At 64.9% G+C, this 16,149-nt stretch carries 10 protein-coding genes and 1 pseudogene; 8 read left to right on the forward strand and 3 right to left on the reverse strand.

Annotation, left to right across the window (positions count from 1 at the left end; all coding sequences use genetic code 11):
• The first annotated feature begins 120 nt into the window (after positions 1-120).
• The 7 genes and pseudogenes from P9239_RS09315 to P9239_RS09345 all read left to right on the forward strand — a co-directional run bounded on the left by P9239_RS09315 (position 121) and on the right by P9239_RS09345 (position 7,523).
• Positions 121-2,475, forward strand: coding sequence for a UvrD-helicase domain-containing protein (locus P9239_RS09315; RefSeq protein WP_309750175.1), 2,355 nt, complete (start codon positions 121-123; stop codon positions 2,473-2,475).
• Positions 2,472-3,224: a 5'-methylthioadenosine/adenosylhomocysteine nucleosidase gene (locus P9239_RS09320; RefSeq protein ID WP_309750176.1), complete on the forward strand. Its 753-nt coding sequence runs from the start codon at positions 2,472-2,474 to the stop codon at positions 3,222-3,224. The genes P9239_RS09315 and P9239_RS09320 overlap by 4 nt, the downstream gene beginning before the upstream one ends.
• A gap of 606 nt (positions 3,225-3,830) precedes the next feature.
• Positions 3,831-4,088 (forward strand): hypothetical protein, encoded by a 258-nt coding sequence (locus tag P9239_RS09325; RefSeq protein ID WP_309750177.1) that lies wholly within the window; start codon positions 3,831-3,833, stop codon positions 4,086-4,088.
• Complete coding sequence (locus P9239_RS09330) at positions 4,085-4,549, forward strand: hypothetical protein (RefSeq protein ID WP_309750178.1); 465 nt, start codon at positions 4,085-4,087, stop codon at positions 4,547-4,549. The genes P9239_RS09325 and P9239_RS09330 overlap by 4 nt, the downstream gene beginning before the upstream one ends.
• Before the next feature lie 121 nt (positions 4,550-4,670).
• Positions 4,671-6,575, forward strand: coding sequence for a propionate--CoA ligase (locus P9239_RS09335; RefSeq protein WP_309750179.1), 1,905 nt, complete (start codon positions 4,671-4,673; stop codon positions 6,573-6,575).
• A gap of 160 nt (positions 6,576-6,735) precedes the next feature.
• Positions 6,736-7,083, forward strand: a pseudogene (locus P9239_RS09340) (BPSL0067 family protein).
• Positions 7,084-7,112: 29 nt separating this feature from the next.
• Positions 7,113-7,523 (forward strand): STY0301 family protein, encoded by a 411-nt coding sequence (locus tag P9239_RS09345; protein WP_309750180.1) that lies wholly within the window; start codon positions 7,113-7,115, stop codon positions 7,521-7,523.
• A gap of 66 nt (positions 7,524-7,589) precedes the next feature.
• Here the strand turns inward: P9239_RS09345 and P9239_RS09350 are convergent, their stop codons facing one another.
• On the reverse strand, positions 7,590-8,870 hold the full coding sequence (locus P9239_RS09350) for an MFS transporter (protein WP_309750181.1): 1,281 nt from the start codon (positions 8,868-8,870) through the stop codon (positions 7,590-7,592).
• Positions 8,871-9,192: 322 nt separating this feature from the next.
• On the opposite strand from P9239_RS09350, the gene P9239_RS09355 reads away from it, so the two are divergent.
• Positions 9,193-10,851 carry a methyl-accepting chemotaxis protein gene (locus P9239_RS09355; protein WP_309750182.1) on the forward strand — a complete coding sequence of 553 codons (1,659 nt, stop codon included), beginning with the start codon at positions 9,193-9,195 and terminating at the stop codon, positions 10,849-10,851.
• 1,433 nt (positions 10,852-12,284) lie between these two features.
• Here the strand turns inward: P9239_RS09355 and P9239_RS09360 are convergent.
• Positions 12,285-13,757, reverse strand: a complete 1,473-nt coding sequence (locus P9239_RS09360) for an HDOD domain-containing protein (RefSeq protein WP_309750183.1) — start codon at positions 13,755-13,757, stop codon at positions 12,285-12,287.
• Positions 13,758-13,902: 145 nt separating this feature from the next.
• A complete protein-coding gene (locus tag P9239_RS09365; RefSeq protein WP_309750184.1) occupies positions 13,903-15,786 on the reverse strand; it encodes a bifunctional diguanylate cyclase/phosphodiesterase in 1,884 nt (627 codons plus the stop codon).
• Positions 15,787-16,149 lie beyond the last annotated feature (363 nt).

The following is a 16,149-nucleotide window of genomic DNA, read 5'->3' on the forward strand; positions in this document are numbered from 1 at the left end:
GGCCGGTCCGCGGTCGCGAATGGCTCGCCCGGCGACGCCATCGGCGCGGTCTTATAATGGTCGGCTCGCCGGCGACTCCTTGCCGGCTTCTTCGGTGCGCTTGCCGCCGCTCACTTTCCCATGCCCGATTTACTCGCCAATCTCAATCCCGAACAGCTCGCCGCCGTGACGCTGCCGAACGAGCCCGCGCTGATCCTCGCGGGCGCGGGCAGCGGCAAGACGCGCGTGCTCATCACCCGCATCGCGTGGCTGATCCAGCAGGGTTACGCATCGCCGCAGACCATCCTAGCCGTCACGTTCACGAACAAGGCGGCCCGCGAGATGCTGTCGCGTCTGTCGGCGCTTTTGCCCATCGACACGCGCGGCATGTGGATCGGCACGTTCCACGGCCTCTGCAACCGCATGTTGCGCGCGCATTACCGCGACGCGGGCCTGCCGCAGTCGTTCCAGATTCTCGATACGGCGGACCAGCTTTCCGCGATCAAGCGGCTCATGAAGGGCCTGAACGTCGACGACGAGAAGTATCCGGCGAAGAACCTCCAGTACTTCATCAACAACGCGAAGGAACAGGGGCTGCGTCCGAAAGACGTCGATGCGACCGACAACTTCAACCGCAAGTTCGTCGAGCTGTACGAGGCTTACGACCAGCAATGCCAGCGCGAAGGCGTCGTCGATTTTCCGGAACTGCTGCTGCGCTGCTACGAGTTGCTCGCGCACAATCCGCCGCTGCGCGCGCATTATCAGGCGCGCTTTCGCAATATCCTCGTCGACGAGTTTCAGGACACCAACAAGCTGCAATACGCGTGGCTGAAGCAGCTCGCGGGTGAGCACAACGCGATCTTCGCCGTGGGCGACGACGATCAATCCATCTACGCGTTTCGCGGCGCGAACGTCGGCAACATGCACGATTTCGAGCGCGAATTCCGCGTGCGCAATCTCATCAAGCTGGAGCAGAACTACCGCTCGCACGGCCATATTCTCGATACCGCGAATTACCTGATCGCGAACAACGCGCGGCGGCTCGGCAAGAATCTGCGCACGGACGCGGGACACGGCGAGCCGGTGCGCGTCTACGAAGCCGCGACCGATTCGCAGGAAGCGGGCTGGATCGTCGAAGAAATCAAGGCGCTCATCAACACCGGCCTCGCGCGTGGCGAGATCGCGGTGCTGTATCGAAGCAACGCGCAGTCGCGCACCATCGAACATACGCTCGTGAACGCGGGCATTGCGTATCGCGTGTATGGCGGCCTGCGGTTTTTCGAGCGTCAGGAAATCAAGCACGCGCTCGCGTATCTGCGCCTGATCGACAATCCGAACGACGATACCGCGTTTGCCCGCGTGGTCAATTTCCCGACGCGCGGCATCGGTGCGCGTTCCATCGAGCAACTGGCCGACGCCGCGCGTCTCTACAACTGTTCGATGGCCGCCGCCGTGCCTTACGTGACCGGCAAGGCAGGGTCGAGCCTCGGCGCGTTCGCGACGCTCATCGCCAAAATGCGCGCTGAAACGCAGCAGATGAGCCTGCCGGAAACGGTCGAATACGTCGTGCGCGCAAGCGGCCTTGCCGCGTTCTACGAAACCGAGCGGGAAGGGCAAGACCGGCTGGAGAACTTGCAGGAGCTGGTCAACGCCGCGGCGGCGTTCGTGAGCGAAGAAGGCTACGGGCTGGATACGCCCGCGCGCTCCATTCCGCTGCGCCCCGGCGCGACCGCCGCGCAGGAGATCAGGGCGGTCAGCGAGGACGGCGAGATTGAAGTGCTGGATGCGCCCGGTATCGCCGATCCCGCCCAGAATCCCGACACCATGACGCCGCTCGCGGGCTTCCTGTCGCATGCATCCCTCGAAGCGGGCGACAATCAGGCGCAAGCCGGACAGGACGCCGTGCAGTTGATGACCGTCCACGCTGCGAAGGGGCTGGAGTTCACGGCGGTGTTCATCACCGGGCTGGAAGAGGGGCTCTTTCCGCACGAGAACAGCGCGCAGGAGTCCGACGGTCTGGAAGAAGAGCGGCGGCTCGCGTATGTCGCGATCACGCGGGCGAAGGAGCGGTTGTATCTGTCGTTTGCGCAGAGCCGGATGCTGCACGGCCAGACGCGCTACAACATCCGCTCGCGGTTCTTCGACGAACTGCCGGAAGGCTCGCTCAAGTGGCTCACGCCGAAAGTGGAGGCGGGCGCGCGTTGGGGCGGACGCGCCGACAACGCCGGCTGGGGCCGCGACTGGTTCGCGCGGCCGGGACAGGAACGCGGCGCGCAATCGACGGCGAGCGCGGCGCTGCCTTCGTTCGCGAACGAACAGCGCGCAGCCGATACCGGCTTCAAGGTCGGACAGGCCGTGTTTCACACGAAGTTCGGCGAAGGCACCGTGACCGCGCTCGAAGGCTCCGGCGGCGATGCGCGCGCGCAAGTGCGCTTCAAGCGGCACGGCGAAAAGTGGCTCGCGCTGGCCGTGGCGAAGCTGCAGGCGGTGGAATGAAGCGGCTCGCCATCATGGCGGCGCTGCCGCAGGAACTGGGCGACCTGATCGCACACATGCGCGCCGCGGGCGACGTGCGCACGGTCACGCTCGGCAAGCGCGAATACCACGTCGGCGAGGCGCATGGCGTGCCGGTCGTCGTGACGCTCGCGCGTATCGGCAAGGTCGCGGCGGCGGCCACGGCGAGCGCGCTCATCCACGTGTTCGGCGTCGAGGCGATTCTCTTCACCGGCGTCGCGGGCGGCGTGCGCGCGGACGTGCGCGTGGGCGATATCGTCGTCGCGAACGCGCTGCTCCAGCACGATCTGGACGCGTCGCCGTTTTTCCCGCGCTACGAAGTGCCGCTGCTCGACCGCACGCATCTCGACGCCGACACCGCGCTCTCGGATGCGCTCGCCGCTGCGGCGCTCGCGTTCATCGAGGCCGAGGGCGACGCGCTCGCCGACCGCTTCGCCGTCATGCGGCCGCGTGTGCATCGCGGGCTCGTGGTGAGCGGAGACAAGTTCATCGCGAGTCACGAGGGCGTGACCGCGCTGCGCGCCGCTTTGCCGGACGCGCTCGCGGTCGAGATGGAGGGCGCGGCGCTCGCGCAGGTTTGCTACGAGCACGGCGTGCCGTGCGCGGTCGTGCGCACGATTTCCGATACCGCCGATGCCGCCGCGCCCGCGTCCTTCGCCGAATTCCTGACGGCGATTGCGGGGACGTATTCGTCGGGCGTGTTGTCGCGGTACTTGATGCGAGCCGGCTGAAGTCAAGTGCGCGGCGGCCGGAAAAGCGGTCAACGGATCGGCCGCTGAAGCCGGCCAAGATCGGGCGCCGCGCGTTAGTCGTCGCACCTGCGCTGGGCACGTCGTCTCGGGACTTGTGGGCGGCAAGCCGCGCTTATTTCTTGACACGCATCGGCTAGTGAGTCGGTCACTCGTCTGTGTTCCGTGACGTAGCCGCCCCTTGGCTGCGCATGTCGCGTCCCGGAGTTCATGCGACGCCGAACTGCGCCTGCGCCTGACGCGCATCGGCACTAAGTCGGCAAAAGTCTGTGCTTCGTGACGTAGCCGCATCTGGGCTGCGCGCGTCGCGTCCCGGAGTCCGTGCTAGCCGAGCTGCGCCGTGCGCCTGACACGCATCGGCCGCTGAGTCGGCCACTAGGTCAGCTACCCGTCTGTGCTCCGTGACGTAGCCGCATCTGGGCTGGGCAAGTCGCGTCCCGGAGTTCCTCGACACGCATCGCCACTGAGTCAGCCACCGTCGCGCGTGTCCGGACCCGATGTCACACGCCGCAAATCCCGCTTGTTATTGAGAATGATTCTCAATACAATCCCAGTCATGCATCGTGAACGCACGACTGGAGGCCCGACGTGACCAACGATCCGAATGCCAACCGCGTGACAGGCGAACCGCGAGATGCCCACGCGCGCTGCGCTATCGCCGCGAACGCCGCGAAAGTCCTCGAAACCACGCGCCGCGCTTGGAGCGACGCGCCCGCCGCGCCGTCCCAGGCTAGCGCCGAACGGCGGCCACCGCGCGCCGCACAACAGAAGCGCGTCGTGCCGCGCCGATCCCGCTGGGCGAGTGTCGTCGCCGCGTTCAACGAATGGAGCCCGAAACCGCTGTGAACGCCGACGACCTTACTTTCAACGCCCTCGACAATCGAATGCTCGACGCGAGCCGCTTCCCGCTCGTGCGCGTGCGTCGCCACGCAATGCAGCCGGGCTACGCGTTCGCGTGGTCCGCGCAGATGCGCCGTCTACTCGCGCTCGCGACGCCGTTCGTCATCGTCGCCGAGCACAGCGACGACGAAACGCCCGACGACTTCGCTCTGCGCGCCGCGTGGCTGCGCACGCATCGCGTGGCGCTCGCCGCATACTGCCGCGGATTCGTCGTGATCGAACCGCGCATCGAGGCGCGGGCGACGACGCGCGAAACGCTGCGCACACTCACGCAAGACAGCGGCGTGCGAACGGTCGTCGTATCGAGCATCCGCGTGGCAGGCGAACTCGCGCCCGTGCTGCTGAAACACGGCGCGGCACAGGCGAGCGCGCCGCCATCTCGCAGATCGAGCAGCCGCGCGGTTTGAGCGCGCCGGACTGCGCATGATCAGGGCGCGCCCTCTCTAGGCAGGCATTCGCCGGCTGCTCTATGCTGTGGAGCGAGTCAGACACAGGCTCGCCACGGATTGCATCTTGCAGAGGACGCGCATGCCGACTTACCGAGAAGCGTATCGCCAGTCGATCGAAGAGCCCGAAGTGTTCTGGGCCGAACAGGCCCGCCGCATCCATTGGCACACGCCGTTCCAACAGGTGCTCGATGCGAGCAATCCGCCCTTCGCGCGATGGTTCGTCGGCGGGCGCACCAATCTCTGCCATAACGCGGTCGATCGCCATCTCGCCTCGCGCGCGCAGCAGGACGCGCTCGTCTACGTCTCGACGGAAACGGGCATCGAACGCCGCTACACGTATGCCGAACTGCACGCGGAAGTGAACCGCATGGCCGCCGTCATGCGCTCGCTGTCGGTCAAGAAGGGCGACCGCGTGCTCATCTATCTGCCGATGATCCCCGAGGCGCTTTTCGCGATGCTCGCGTGCGCGCGCATCGGCGCGGTCCATTCGGTCGTGTTCGGCGGCTTCGCGGCGCCGAATCTCGCGGCGCGCATCGACGATGCCGAGCCCGCGCTCATCGTCACCGCCGATGCAGGCGCGCGCGCGGGCAAGGTGATCGATTACACGCCGCTCGTCGACGAAGCCCTGTCGCGCGCCGAATTCAAGGTGCCGCAAGTGCTGCTGATCGACCGGCAGCTTGCGCCCGAGCGCCTGCAAGCGAGCTATCTCGTCGCTTACGAGCCGCTGCGCGAACAGTTTTTCGATGCACACGTTCCGTGCGAATGGCTCGAATCGAACGAGCCGTCCTATGTGCTCTACACGTCGGGCACCACCGGCAGGCCGAAGGGCGTGCAGCGCGATGTCGGCGGTTACGCGGTCGCGCTCGGGGCGTCGATGGAGCATATCTTTCAGGGCGCGCCAGGCGACACGATGTTCACGGCATCGGATATCGGCTGGGTCGTGGGGCACAGCTACATCATTTATGCGCCGCTGATTGCGGGACTCACGACCGTCATGTACGAAGGCACGCCCGTTCGCCCGGACGGCGGCATCTGGTGGCGGCTCGTCGAGCAGCACAAGATCAACCTGATGTTCACGGCGCCCACCGCGATCCGCGTGCTGAAGAAGCAAGACCCGGCGCTGATGGCGAAATACGACCTGTCGAGCCTGCGCACGCTTTTCCTCGCGGGCGAACCGCTCGACGAGCCCACCGCGCAGTGGATTCAGAGCGCGCTGCAGAAGCCCGTGATCGACAATTACTGGCAGACCGAAACCGGCTGGCCGATGCTCGCCATTCCCCGCGGCATCGAGGAATTGCCGTCGAAGCTCGGCTCGCCCGGCGTGCCGTCGATGGGCTTCAACCTGACGCTGCGCAACGAGTTCACCGGCGAGCCGTGCGCGCCGGCCGAAAAGGGCGTCGTGACGCTCGGCTATCCGCTGCCGCCGGGCTGCATGCAGACGGTTTGGGGCGACGACCGTCGCTTCGTCGAGACGTACTGGCAGAGCGTGCCGAACCAGATGGTCTATTCGACGTTCGACTGGGGCGTGCAAGACGAGGACGGCTACGTGTCGATTCTCGGCCGCACGGACGACGTCATCAACGTGGCGGGGCATCGCCTCGGCACGCGCGAGATCGAGGAGGCGCTGTCGGCGCACGCGGCGGTCGCGGAAGTCGCGGTCGTCGGCGTGACGGACGCGCTCAAGGGACAGACGGCGACGGCGTTCGTCGTACTGCGCGACGCCGATCGCATCGAAGCGCCCGGTGCGCGCGCAGGCATGGAAGCGGAGCTATGCCATGCGGTCGATACGCAACTCGGCCCGATCGCGCGTCCGGCACATGTGCATTTCGTCTCGATGCTCCCGAAAACGCGCTCGGGCAAGCTCCTGCGCCGGGCCATTGCCGCGCTGGCGGAAGGGCGCGATCCGGGCGATCTACCGACTATCGAGGACGCCGGCGCGCTAGCGCAGATCAGAGCGGCGCTGGAAGGGTCCGCCAAGCGATAAGGCAGACATGCGGCATTGATTTTCCGCAAGCAATGCCGCAATTTGGCGCTCGCAAGCGAGATCCGCTGAGCGGGCAAAGCATACGATCAGGAGACCTTTCCAATGGAGGGTCTCCATGTCCTACCGTTATCCCGACGCAGCGAAGCTGGAAGGCACCGACATGGTCGGGACGCATCAGTGCGTCGATCTCGTCAAACACTACGCGCACGCGCCTGTGACCGCTTTGTGGCGCGAGGGGCCGCGCGTGCTCGACACCGCGTTGATTCCGGCCGGAACCGCCATCGCAACGTTCGTCGAGGGCAGATACCGCAGCCACGCTCACGGTAATCATGCGGCGCTTTTCCTGCGCCGCGAGGGCGATTGCATCTGGGTGATGGATCAATGGGCGCACGACGAGGACAACTAGCCCGTCGTTTCATCGCGACTGATCTGCCGCAAAGGTAGGCTGAAGAACGGTCATTTCGCGGACCCGAGCAACAACGCGGACGCGTTTTTCATCATCGAATGAGGTCGCGCGTGAAGTCATGCAAGTGTTGGATGCGGACCGTGATCGGCGCTGCGCTTCTGGCGGCAGCGGCTGCGGCCGCCGCCATCGAGATCGAATGCCCTGCACGTGTCACGATGCAACCGGCCGTCATCACCGATGCGCCGGACGGATGGCAGCCGCAGCAACGGCGCACGATCCTCTCGGTGCAGGACGTCGTCGTGACGATCGGCCCGCCGGAGCAACGGCACGATCTCAAGCCGGAAATCACCGTGATCAACGGCCGCAAGTCGTACAACTGGCAGTTCGTCGCCGCTGAGAACGAGGAGGGCGTCTGGCTGTCGTGCGGATACGGCAACACGATCCTGCTCTCGCGCAAACTCACGACGCCGGTATCGCGATGTCGGGCGCATGAGCCCTTCGTCGAGAATGGCTACAGGAAGCTCGTCGCGGACTGTCGTTGACGGTGCGCGTAAAGACAAACGCCCGGCCACGTTTCCGTGACCGGGCGTTCTGCTGAAACACTCCGCTCAAGCCTTCGCGTCGTGCGTCTTCGGCAGAAACACCGTCAGCACGCCGATCAACGGCAGGAAGGCGCACAGCTTGTACACGTAGTCGATGCTCGTCACGTCCGCGAGATGCCCGAGCACCGCCGCGCCGACGCCGCCCATGCCGAACGCGAAGCCGAAGAACAGGCCCGCGACCATGCCGACCTTGCCCGGAATCAGTTCCTGCGCATAGACGAGAATCGCCGAGAACGCCGACGCCAGCACGAGCCCGATCACCACCGACAACACGCCGGTCCAGAAGAGGTTCACGTACGGCATCAGCAACGTGAACGGCGCGACGCCGAGAATGGAGACCCAGATCACCGCCTTGCGTCCGACCTTGTCGCCCACCGGCCCGCCGATGATCGTGCCCGCCGCGACCGCCGCGAGGAACACGAACAGATGAATCTGCGCGGCCTGCACCGATACGCCGAACTTGCTGATCAGGTAGAACGTGAAATAGCTCGTGATGCTCGCGAGATAGAAGTACTTCGAGAAGACGAGCAGCACGAGCACGCTCATCGCCATCACGACTTTCTCGCGCGGCAGCGCCGCGTGCGCCGACTTCGCGCGGCCTTTCTTGATCGCCGGATGCCGCTTGTACCAACGGCCGATGTTCGCGAGCACGAACATGGCGAGCAACGCCGCCGCCGAGAACCACGCGATGCTGCGCTGGCCGTGCGGAATGACGATCAGCGCGGCGAGCAGCGGCCCGAGCGACGAACCGGCGTTGCCGCCCACCTGAAACAGCGACTGCGCGAGGCCGTGCTTGCCGCCGGACGCCATGCGCGCCACCCGCGACGATTCCGGATGAAACACCGACGAACCGCAGCCGACGAGCGCCGCCGCGATCAGCAGCGTGCCGAAGTTGCTGGCAATCGACATCAAGAGCAAGCCAGACAGCGTGAAGCCCATGCCGACGGGCAGCGAATACGGCTTCGGATGCTTGTCCGTGTACAGCCCGACGATGGGCTGCAAGAGCGACGCGGTGATCTGATACGTCAGCGTGATGAGGCCGATCTGCCCGAACGTCAGCGCGAACTCGCTCTTGAACATCGGGTAGATGGCGAGGATCAGCGACTGAATCATGTCGTTCAGCAGATGCGAGAAGCTGATCGCACCGAGCACGGAATACACGGTGCGCTGCACGGGCGCCGCTGCCGTGGACGCGTTCGCCGCGGCACTTGCAGCCGGGGTCGCCCCATTGACTGCCGACGCGCCGCCCGAACCCGGGAAAGCGCCTTTGTCGATACTCGTTTGCATGGTGTGAGGGAGAGAAAGCCGTGGGTCTCGACTACGTTGTCTTGCCCGCGATTGATGCGGGAACGGAATGCCTGACAAGTTTAGGATGGCTCGTGCGCGTTGTCATGCCAAGGTTTGTCGCGAATCGGACACGGAACGGCCGCTGAATCGGCGCTAATGATCCGACTAAACGAATTTTGTCCGGTTATAAACACGCGACGCGCGGGCGAACGACTGTGCTTGCCGCGCTAAAGAAAAGCCAGACGCCTGCCGTAGACCAGCGATGTGGGCGTGCCGCACAGCGGGCGTACCGTTTTAAGAACAATGACTCGGGGATGAATCGATGAAACTCTTTCCGCTACGCGGCGCGGGCTTGTTGCCGGCCACCGGTTCTGCCCAGGCGGCCCAGGCTGCACGGAGCGAGAAGGCCACGAAGCGCGCGCTGTCCGTGAAGGCGTCGCTGCGCCTCGCGTTCGGCCTCGTGCTGGCGGGCACGCTGGGTATCGGCGCCATCGCGCTCACGCAGATCAGCCGGCTCAACGGCGCGACTGAATCGATCTATTCGCAGGGCTACGTCGCGAGCCGCGCGGCGGAGGAAACGCGCGGCAATCTGCTGCGCGCGAGCCGCTCGCAAAAGATGCTGCTCACCGCATCGACGGCGAAGGAGCGCGACGAACTAGGCAGCCAGATCGAAGAGGCGCTCGCGCAGATCGGCACGGAACAGTCGCAACTGGCGCAGTACATCGATCACGCCGATACCGGCGCGCTCGCGCAACAGAAGCGGTTCGCAGCCGCGCTCGCGACGTGGAGCGGCAATGTGCGCACCTTCGTCAAGCTGGTGAAGGAGCAGCCGCTCGATCTCTCGCAGATGAACTGGCAAGTCGGCATGCAGGACGTTTCGCTGCTCGTCGAAACCGGCAAGCTCGAGAAGATGGTCGACGAACTCGTCGCGCGCCGGGGCGCCGCGGCGAAAGCAACCATCGACGCCGCCGCGTTCATCTTCCATTCGTCGTTCGTCATGGTGTCGATGCTGACCGTTGCGCTCTTCGTGCTCGCGATCATCGTCAGCGAATGGGTGGTGCGGCGTCTGTCCGGTCAGCTTGGCGGCGAGCCCGGCTATGCCAAGGAGATCGCGAGCCGCATCGCGTCCGGCGATCTCGCCTATCCGATTCGTCTCAAGCGCCGCGACGACGCCAGCATGCTCTACGCGTTGTCCGAGATGCAGTCGGGCTTGTCGGCGACGGTCGGCGACATCGCGGCGAGCGCGGAAGCCATCGCATCGGCATCGAGCGAGATCTCGACCGGCAACGTCGATTTGTCGCGCCGCACGGAAGAGCAGGCCGTCGCGCTGGAAAAGACGGCCGCGAGCATGGAGCAACTGACTTCGACGGTGCGCCAGAACGCCGATAACGCGATGCAGGCGACCACGCTTGCGCACAACGCCTCGGAGATTGCGGAGAAGGGCGGCAAGGTGGTGGGCCGTGTCGTGGAGACGATGGAGCGCATCGACGCGAGCGCGAAGAGCATCGGCGACATCATCGGCGTGATCGAGGGCATCGCGTTCCAGACCAACATTCTCGCGCTGAACGCGGCTGTCGAAGCGGCGCGCGCGGGCGAACAGGGACGCGGCTTCGCGGTCGTCGCGGGCGAAGTGCGCGGCCTCGCGCAGCGGTCGTCGGCGGCGGCGAAAGAGATCAAGACGCTGATCGACACGTCGGTGTCGCGTGTGTCGGACGGCTCGACGTATGCGCAGCAAGCCGGCGCGACCATGGAGGAAGTGGTGCGCGCGGTGCGCCGCGTAACCGACATCATGGGCGAGATCTCGGCTGCTTCAGCCGAGCAGAAGTCGGGCATCGAGGCGATTGGGCACGCCGTGTCGCAGATGGACGCCGGGACGCAGCAGAATGCGGCGCTCGTCGAGCAGGCGGCGGCTGCGGCGCAATCGCTCGATGATCAAGCGCGCGCGCTTAAGGCGCTGGTGGGGAAGTTTCAGTTGGTCTGAGGTTTTTTTTGCTGCGGCGTGTTGTGGTGCTTCGATGGGCTGCTTTTCGTCGGGGGAACTTGTTCTCCCGTCGGTTTATGGTGTTGCCCCTTCCCGGGGCGGGGAATTGCGTGCCTCCGCGCATCGAAGCTCGTTTCGCCAGCTCTCCTCTGAAACTTGTTTTCGCGTCGGTCTGTTAGGACGCCCCTCCCCGAGGCGAGGGTTTGCGCGCCTCAGCGCATCAAAGCTCGTTTTGCCAGCTCTTCTCTGAAACTTGTTTTCGCGTCGGTGTATTAGCGTTGCCCCTCCCCGGGGCGGGGATTTGCGCGCCTCAGCGCATCGAAGCGCGTTTTGCCAGCTCTTCTCTGAAACTTGTTTTCGCGTCGGTGTATTGGCGTTGCCCCTCCCCGGGGCGGGGGTCACTTTCTTTGCTGCTGCAAAGAAAGTAACCAAAGAAAGCAGCTTTTCTTTCGCCCGCAGCAGTCACAGGGTGGTCACTCCGTAGAAGAACCGTGGCCCTCAGCTAATCGGCAGCCTTGGATCACCTTCCACGCCCGCTGAGCGCCACGTCCTCCGAGCCCCTTGGCTCGTCAAGAACAGTGGGACGCTTCGCATCACTGGGAAGAAGGCAAACGACAACCATTGCCGTAGGCAAGGCAAGGCAAGGCAAGGCAAGGCAAGGCAAGGCAAGGCAAGGCAAGGCAAGGCAAGGCAAGGCAAGGCGAGGCGCAGCGCGTGCGCGCCCGCACTCGTCGCTGAGATGTTCGTCGTGCCCTTTTGCACGTCGTCGGTTGCCGTGACTGATCACGTGCATCTTTGGGCGCAGCCGTTGTTTTGTGTTGTCGATCGAGCGACGACGCTTCTCGCGTACTCTCTTGCACTTCGTCAATTGGTTTGCGACGTGTCCGTTTTGGGCACAGTCGTTGAGTCCCGTTGGTTTTGTCGAGCCAAGGGGCTCGGAGGACGTGGCGCTCAGTGGCCGTGGAAGGTGATTCAGGGTTGCTATTAGCTGAGTGCCACCGCTTTTCTGCGAAGTGGTCGGACGGTTCGTTGCTTCGTGCGGTTCAGAAAAAAGCTGCTTTCTTTGGTTACTTTCTTTGCAGCAGCAAAGAAAGTGACCCCCGCCCCGGGGAGGGGCAACGCCAATAGACCGACGCGAAAGCAAGTTTCAAGAGAGAGCCGGCAAAGCGAGCCTGGAAGCGCTGAGTGCGCAATCCCCGCCCCGGGGAGGGGCAACGCTAATAGACCGACACGAAAGCAAGTTCCAAGAGAGAACCGGCAAAACGAGCCCCGATGCTTTGAAGTGCACAAACCCCCGCCCCGGGGAGGGGCAAAGCTAATAGACCGACGCGAAAGCAAGCTTCCCGACAAAAATCGCCGCGCGATCAAGAACGAAGAGCAAGGAACAAAAAGCAAAAAGCAAAGAATGCCCGCGACCGCAAAAAAACAAACCCTCAAATCAACTCAACTTCCTTCCAGTTAGCACTAGAAAAAAAGCGGCTCAACTCCCGCGTGAGTTCATTCAGTGCGCTCATCTCCTGCGGAGAAATCTTGTGCACATGCGACCCAACCGTCCAGTCTCCATAAACGAGCGCAACGGTCGAATCGTTCGACTTGACGGGCAACAGCACGAACGCCTGCGCCTCGCCGAGCGTCTCCTTGTACCAGCGCGGCAGACGCGCGTCGATCCGCGCATCGTGTGCATTTTCGATGAAGATGCCGACCGGATTCGTGATCGCGAGATGGAACACGTCAGGCCGGAACTCGGCGCTGAAGGAAAGCGAGGAAAGCATCGGCTCGATGCCCGCGCCCATGCCCAGCCGCGCCTGAAATTCGTGGTTGGCCTGGCGCACGAAAACGATCGTCCGTGAAAGACCGAGTCCCGCGAGCACCGCCTCCAACGCAAGCGAAAGAGCAGGCGCGAGCGCATTCTTCGACGGCAGCGAGCGCAAGTCCGCGAGACTCGCGCCGATGCGCGCCTCCGCCGATACGCTCGCCCGCGCCATGGCGTCCGCGTTCGCCTGCAATTCGACGATCTCCCGCATCACGCCGTCGCCGCTTTCCTCGCTCGCGAGCGCGAGGCTCATCGAAGCCAGCGTTTCGGCGTCCGTGTTCAGCGCGTCGCTGTAACGCTCGGCGATATCCACGAGCATCGACTCGCGCCCGCCCGCCGCGACGTTCTGCGCGGTGAGCGCATCGGCGACTTCGGTCGAATAGTTGGTGACGGCCTGCAGCCAGCGCACATGCTTCGGGACGGTTTCGTCGGGCGGCGCGGTCGGGTCGCTCACGCGCATCCCGGCGCGAATCGTTTCCGGCAGACGCCAGCGGTCCGCCGCCTCGATGCCGATTTCCTCGAACGTCACGCCGAGCAACGCGGCGCACGCGTTGCTGTCGCTGATGTGCTCGGCGGCGGCCTTGCGGCGCAACTGGTCCCACTCGTGTTCCAGATAGAACGCGACGAGCAGCTTGCCGATTTGCCGCATCAGTGTGCAGACCACTGCTTCTTCCGCTGAACGCAGGTCGATGCGCTCGGTCACTTGCCGCGCGACCGTCCCGGAGAGCAGCGTGCGGTTGAGTTCGAGCTTGGCGTCGATGCGGCGCGGCGCGCTCTGATGAAAGTGATCGACGAGCTTGAGCCCGACGACGAGATGCCCGACCGCGTCCATGCCGAGCACCATCAGCGCGCGGGTGACGGTGGTGATGTTGCCGCCGAAAGCCATGTACATGGCGGAATTGGCGAGGCGCAGCACCTTCTGCGTGAGCCCGAAGTCCGACAGCACGACCTGCACCAGCGCGGTGAAGTCGAGGTCGTCGTCGCTCATCGCGGACACGGTCGTGCGCAGCGCCTGCGAAAGCATGGGGAAGTCCCCGCGCTCGCTCATGCGCGCCCACAACTTGTCCAGTAATTCGGCCTTGGTGCGTGCCATGCGTTAAAAAAACCTGTTGTTGCGCAACGGCTAATCCGAAGCGGTTCAGCCTGATCCGCCCATTCGGCGGTCAGCCCCGAAAGATACACGGATTCAGGGTCCTACGGCGCGCTGTTGGATCAGAACACGAACATTTGTGCTCTCATCATGCCTCGTGCAGCACGAGAGAACTCGACTGGAACGAACGCGCCAGTTCGTCCGACGGCATGGCGTGGCTGATCAGCCAGCCCTGTATGTGATCGCAACCGAGTTCGGCGAGCAGGTCGCGCTGCGCCTCGGTCTCGACGCCTTCCGCGACGAGTTCCAGCCCGAGCGACTGCGCGAGCCCGACCACCGCGCTCACGATCGCGCGATTATTCCGCGACGTAATCAGGTTCTCGACAAAACTGCGGTCGATCTTGAGCTTCGCGAGCGGAAACCGCTGCAAGTACGCGAGGCTCGAATAGCCGGTGCCGAAGTCGTCCACGGCGAAGCGGATGCCGAGCGAGCGCAGCGTCTCCAGAAGCCGCGTCGCTTCCTCGGGGTCCTGCATCAGCAGGCTTTCGGTGATCTCGAATACGAGGCGTTGTGCGTCGATGCCCGTCAGCGCGATGGCTTCCTTCACCGCTGCCGTGAAGCGTTTGTCGCGGAACTGCTGCGGCGAGACGTTCACCGACACGTAATCGAGCCGGATGCCGATCCCGTCCCATTGCACGAGCTGCATGCACGCGGCCTTCAGCACCCAGTTGCCGAGATAGTTGATGAGGCCGATGGATTCCGCGAGCGGGATGAACGTCGAGGGCGGCACGAGTCCATGCACCGGATGATGCCAGCGCATCAGCGCCTCCACGCCGACGACCGCGCCGGTGCGGATCTTCGTGATCGGCTGGAAGAAGAGCGAGAACTCGCCGTTGCGCACGGCCTCGTAAAGATCGGCTTCGAGCTTCAGGCGTTCCGCGTCGGCGGGATTGTCGTCGCGCGTATGGACGACGAGCGTGTTGCCGCCTGAAGCCTTCGCCTGCGCGAGCGCGAGATCGGCCATGCGTAAGAGGCTAGGCTGCACGCCGGAATTGCTCGTCGCGTCGTTTGCCGCGTGGTCCGGATACAACGCCACGCCCACGCTCGCCGACAAATGCGTGTGCTGCCCGCGATACCGGTACGGCTGCGCGATAGCGGTGAGCAGCCGTCGTCCGAGACTTTCGGCGGCTTCGGCGGTGGCGCCCGCGGGCAACAGCACCGCGAACTCGTCGCCGGCCACGCGCGCGACGCGCTCGCCGTGCGCCGCCGTGTGCTGAATGCGGCGTGCGGTTTCGCGCAGCATGTCGTCGCCGGCCTCGGATCCGAGCGCGCGGTTGATGCGCTGATAGTCGTCGATATCGAGCAGCACGAGCGCCGCCTGCGTGCGCGTGCGTTCGGCTTCGGCCTGCATCGCGCCGACGGCCGCCTGCAGCGCGGTCGCGTTTTCGAGACCGGTGAGCGGATCGTGATTCAGCGCGTGCGTGAGCGATTCCTCGCGCTCGCGCCAGCGCGATACGTCGAATGCGGCGAGCGCGAAGCCGGGTGTGCCGTGCGCCGCGGTCGCGAGGAGCCGCAGTTCGACGCTGATCGGGTAGGTGAGCGACTTCACGAGATTGAGCGTCGCGCGTTCCAGCTTGCCGCTTTCGCGCGCGCGGGCGATGAGCGCGTCCAGTTCGCCCGCTTCCTCGGACGGCACGAGATCGTGCAGCGTCAGCATACTCAGATAGTCGTGGTGATAGCCGATGAAGTCGATGCTTGCGTGCGACACGTACTGGAAGCGCAGCGCGTCGTCGACCTGCGCGAGGAAATCGACCGCGCCGAGTGTGGTTTCGAGTGCGGCTGCGGGTCTGCTCGCGATGGACGCCTCGTGCGCAACGGAAGACGCGGGCGCGGCGGCGTGGTCTGCCGGGTCGTCGTGGGCGTCGCGGGCGTCTCGTTCGGCGGGTCTCCACGCGCGACAGAGCGCATCGAGCGCATTAAGCGCGATGCGCCAGGGTGCGCGGCGGGAGACGTGGGTCCGGTTCGCTTGCATGGTCAGTTCAGGTTCTCGCGGCGGCGCGCAGCCGATGGTCGACGCACATGCAGGCGTCGGATGCTTCGGCGGCGCGCGAATGCCGCTTCGAGCGGCTCGGCGTGCGGCGCGCCCACATGAGGCGCGACACGCTCTATCAGGCGAGTTATCGGCCGCGTGGCGGATTTCTTTAACCGTTACGCCGAGCGGGGCGGCCGGCGCGCGGCAATCAGGGAAAACGCGCTGCGCGGCCCGTGCGCAGATGCGTAATATTGGCGCAGGCGATTTCGGTTACAGTGCGCCTTTTCGGCGGAAACGCCCCGGCCGCGGTCGCTTGGCGGCGGGCGTCGCACGCCACGTTTGCCCGATTCGGGTATGTGTCGC

Origin of the sequence: Caballeronia sp. LZ062 (assembly GCF_031450785.1) — a bacterium.
Lineage (GTDB): Bacteria > Pseudomonadota > Gammaproteobacteria > Burkholderiales > Burkholderiaceae > Caballeronia.